This is a genomic window from Desulfuromonadaceae bacterium, assembly GCA_019429445.1.
GTDB lineage: Bacteria > Desulfobacterota > Desulfuromonadia > Desulfuromonadales > JAHYIW01 > JAHYIW01.
This window is the reverse complement of the sequence record JAHYIW010000063.1, coordinates 1-3,312: the sequence shown is the minus strand read 5'-3', so window position 1 is coordinate 3,312 and position 3,312 is coordinate 1. Positions and strand designations below refer to the sequence as shown.

Genomic DNA, 3,312 nt, shown 5'->3' with positions numbered 1-3,312 from the left:
TGAGAAACTCGCCATTTTACAAACACGGGATACGTGCGTCCGGGATTCACGTTAAAAGCTAACCATTTAATTTTAAGAGATTATAGATTCAGCTTGACAGGCGGACTATAGAATGTCCCCCTATACTTCAGCGTCCCCCTATACTTTCGTGCCGTTTCAGCGCTCCGGCGCTGCCGCCGGACGACGCTCAGTCAGGAACAAGGCAGCCACTCCGGCGACCAGTAGCAGCACTCCGATCGACTGCAGCGCGCTGCGCGTTCCCAGCCACAAGATGAGATAAAACGAGGTGCCGAGCGTACCGGCGATACTGCCGACGGTTGAAATCGCGTAGAGTGCCCCGACACTCTGTCCGGCGCGACGCAGGTCGTGCAACGCCAGCACAATGGCATAGGGCGAAACGGCACCGAGAAAAACCGAGGGCAGCAGAAACAGCAACAGGCAGGCCAGAAAAGGCCCGATGCGCGGCCCGAGATCATAATCGGCCAGCCATGCCGTTAAGGGAAAGGCGTAATACGGGAAGACCAGCAGCAGCAGTCCCGGCAGCGTCGGCAGCAGTGCGAACAGCAGCCGCGAGCGACACCGGTCACCGAGCACGCCGCCGAAAAAATAGCCCAGCGCCATCCCCGCCATAAAGACCCCGATCAGGCTCCCCCAGACGAAAATCGAATTGCCAAAACTCGGTGCCAGCACCCGGCTGCCGAGGATTTCAAAGGCCATCAGCGCCGCGCCGTTGACGAAAACAATCGCGTAGATCAAGGCAAGGTGTGCGTTGGTCCGGCCCATGTTCAACGTCCCGACTGCTCTTTCAAGAGATTGACTGGCGCAAAGTCGTCGGTCAGTACCTGACCCTGCAACCCGGCCATCGGGATGCGCGAAGCGGGAGTATATTGCGCCTCAATCAGCGCCCCTAAATCGAACGAAAAGGTGCGCTCCTGACCGAGTTGTGCGCCGCGCGCGCGCAGCTCGTCTTTTTCCAGCCAACGGTCGCGCAGCGTCGCGAAGATCAGGAAAGAACCGGCGTTATCATAAAAACTGTAATTGCGCGGAAATACCTGGGCGATCGTTTTGACCTGCGCATGCAGATATTTGTTGGCGTACTCCGCCCATAAATGCACCACCGCCACACCGCCGGGGTTCAGGTGATCCTTGACGATCTGCATGAATTCCAGGGTAGTGAGATGAAAGGGAATTCCGCCCGCTTTATAGGCATCGAGGATAATGACATCGTATTTTTGCACTGATTTGCGCAACAAACGCCGACCGTCGCCGATCTGCAGCTGTCCGTGAGGTCCCGGCTTGAAACCGAAATACTTTGTAGCGACTTCGACCACCAGCGGGTCAATCTCGACCACGTCAAGCCGCACCTCGGGAAACTTGCGGGCAATGAACTGCGCCATCGCCCCGCCGCCAAGACCGAGCATCAGCACCTTTTTGACCGGCGGTTCGGCAAAGGCAAAACCGGCCAGCGCCGAGCGGGTATACTCATAATGCAGGTCATCCGGGTCGCTCAGCCGCATCACCGTCTGCTCGTAGAGCCCGAACTGCAAATAACGCAAACCGTCATCCTTGTCATAAACCTGAATACCGGTATAGGGGGAATCTCCTTCAAAAAGCAGCTTTTCGGCAGCCTGGAGGGGAGAGAGCATCGACACTAACAGGGCAATCACGAACAACAAGATCCGGCACTTCATTCATATTCTCCTCAAAGTTCAGCTCATTCTACTGAACAGAGCTGCGCTGTCAATCATTTATGCTCAGCCTTACATGCAGTAAAAGTGCCTTCGTCTCTGCGTGAGACGAAGATCTGTCCAGCGGTTTACCTGCGGCCTCTCTTTTACGAGCCTTGACGACATCACACTTAATCACTATGGTTAAATTCAGTCAGGAGGTCACCTAATGGAAACGAAAGTCATCACCGCTCATGTTCCATTGCCTCTCGCCAACAAAGTTGACCAGATGGCAACCAACCTGGATCGCTCACGTGGCTGGGTCATAAAACAGGCCTTGACCGCCTGGACGGAACAAGAAGAAGAGAGAAACCGCCTGACCTTGGAAGCCCTGTCTGATGTCGACACCGGTCATACCGTCGACCAGCAGGCGGTTCAAGAATGGGCGAATAGTGTCCCCGAAGTTTGAAGTTCATCGTGCCCCAAGTAGTGTCTCCAGTTTACGTGCCAGCCAATCAAATTGACAAACAAAAGCAACATGGCTAGACTTAGCTAATCTAAGAAAAGGTGAGGCCATGAAAGTCAACATGCACGAAGCCAAAAGTCAGCTGTCGGCATTGGGAGAGAAGGCGTGGCAGGGCGAGGAGATCATCATCGCCAAGGCTGGCAAGCCCTACTTGGAACTGCGCCCTTACCGCCCCAAGCGGGCACCGAGAACGCCCGGACGCTGCAAAGGACAAATTGTTATCGCCCCGGATTTTGACGTAACCCCGGAAGAGATCATCAGGGCTTTCGAGGGGGACGAATGAAACGCATCCTCATCGATACCCACGTCCTCCTCTGGTGGCTGGCCGACGATCCTCGCTTGGGGAACGAGGCACGGAACCTGATCGGCGCGGCCGCAAACAGCGTTTACGTCAGTGCGGTCACCACATGGGAAATCACCATCAAGCAAGGGATTGGCAAAGTCACCGCCCCGGATGACCTCGACACTATTGTCGATCAGGAAGGGTTCGAAAAACTGCCGATCAGCCTCTACCATGGGCAGCAGGCCGGGCGACTCCCCCTACTCCATCGCGACCCCTTCGACCGCATGCTGGTCGCTCAGGCGAAAGCGGAGGGGCTGACGGTCATGACTGCCGATCGTCAAATTGCGTGTTATGACGTCCACACGCTCGACGCCAGCCGTTAGTAAACACCCCGAGGAGGATTTCAAAAGGGGGGTGGGCCTGTAGATTCCCAGATCGCAAGCCAGCGATTTCCGTGCAATATGCAGCATTGAGAACAACACCCTTATTGTGCTGGTTATCGCCATCGGGCACCGCCGAGATGTCTATCATAAACCGCTCCCGTCAGATAATTTACAGCATAAGAGAACCGCAGCAGCCGGATAAGTCAAAAGTAAAGATTTGACCCCCGTGCAGTAGACGAGATTTGCTAACCGGAAAAACCACTGTCACGTGATTCACGTAAAAATCTCGGAACTTTTAACAGACTGTTTACCTGATAGAAAAATAGATAACAGCGTTATATATGACTGGAATCAAAGGACAACTTCCCGGAAGTTAAAGATTAAAGCCATAAGATACCAGTCTTGTAATTCCATTGTCCCCTGTTATTGAATAGCGCTTTATTCAACGGAACG

Annotated in this window: 5 protein-coding genes; 3 read left to right on the top strand and 2 right to left on the bottom strand. The window is 54.3% G+C overall.

The window, feature by feature from the left end:
* Positions 1-156: 156 nt before the first annotated feature.
* Positions 157-783 carry a fused MFS/spermidine synthase gene (locus K0A93_13595; protein ID MBW6513123.1) on the bottom strand — a complete coding sequence of 209 codons (627 nt, stop codon included), beginning with the start codon at positions 781-783 and terminating at the stop codon, positions 157-159.
* A gap of 2 nt (positions 784-785) precedes the next feature.
* Positions 786-1,691 (bottom strand): fused MFS/spermidine synthase, encoded by a 906-nt coding sequence (locus K0A93_13590; GenBank protein ID MBW6513122.1) that lies wholly within the window; start codon positions 1,689-1,691, stop codon positions 786-788.
* A gap of 205 nt (positions 1,692-1,896) precedes the next feature.
* On the opposite strand from K0A93_13590, the gene K0A93_13585 reads away from it, so the two are divergent.
* From K0A93_13585 to K0A93_13575, 3 genes are all read left to right on the top strand, one after another.
* Positions 1,897-2,136: a ribbon-helix-helix domain-containing protein gene (locus K0A93_13585; protein MBW6513121.1), complete on the top strand. Its 240-nt coding sequence runs from the start codon at positions 1,897-1,899 to the stop codon at positions 2,134-2,136.
* 106 nt (positions 2,137-2,242) lie between these two features.
* Positions 2,243-2,476, top strand: coding sequence for a type II toxin-antitoxin system prevent-host-death family antitoxin (locus tag K0A93_13580; GenBank protein MBW6513120.1), 234 nt, complete (start codon positions 2,243-2,245; stop codon positions 2,474-2,476).
* Entirely contained in the window at positions 2,473-2,859 is a 387-nt protein-coding gene (locus K0A93_13575; GenBank protein ID MBW6513119.1) for a type II toxin-antitoxin system VapC family toxin, read from the top strand. Before K0A93_13580 ends, K0A93_13575 begins: the two co-directional genes overlap by 4 nt.
* Positions 2,860-3,312 lie beyond the last annotated feature (453 nt).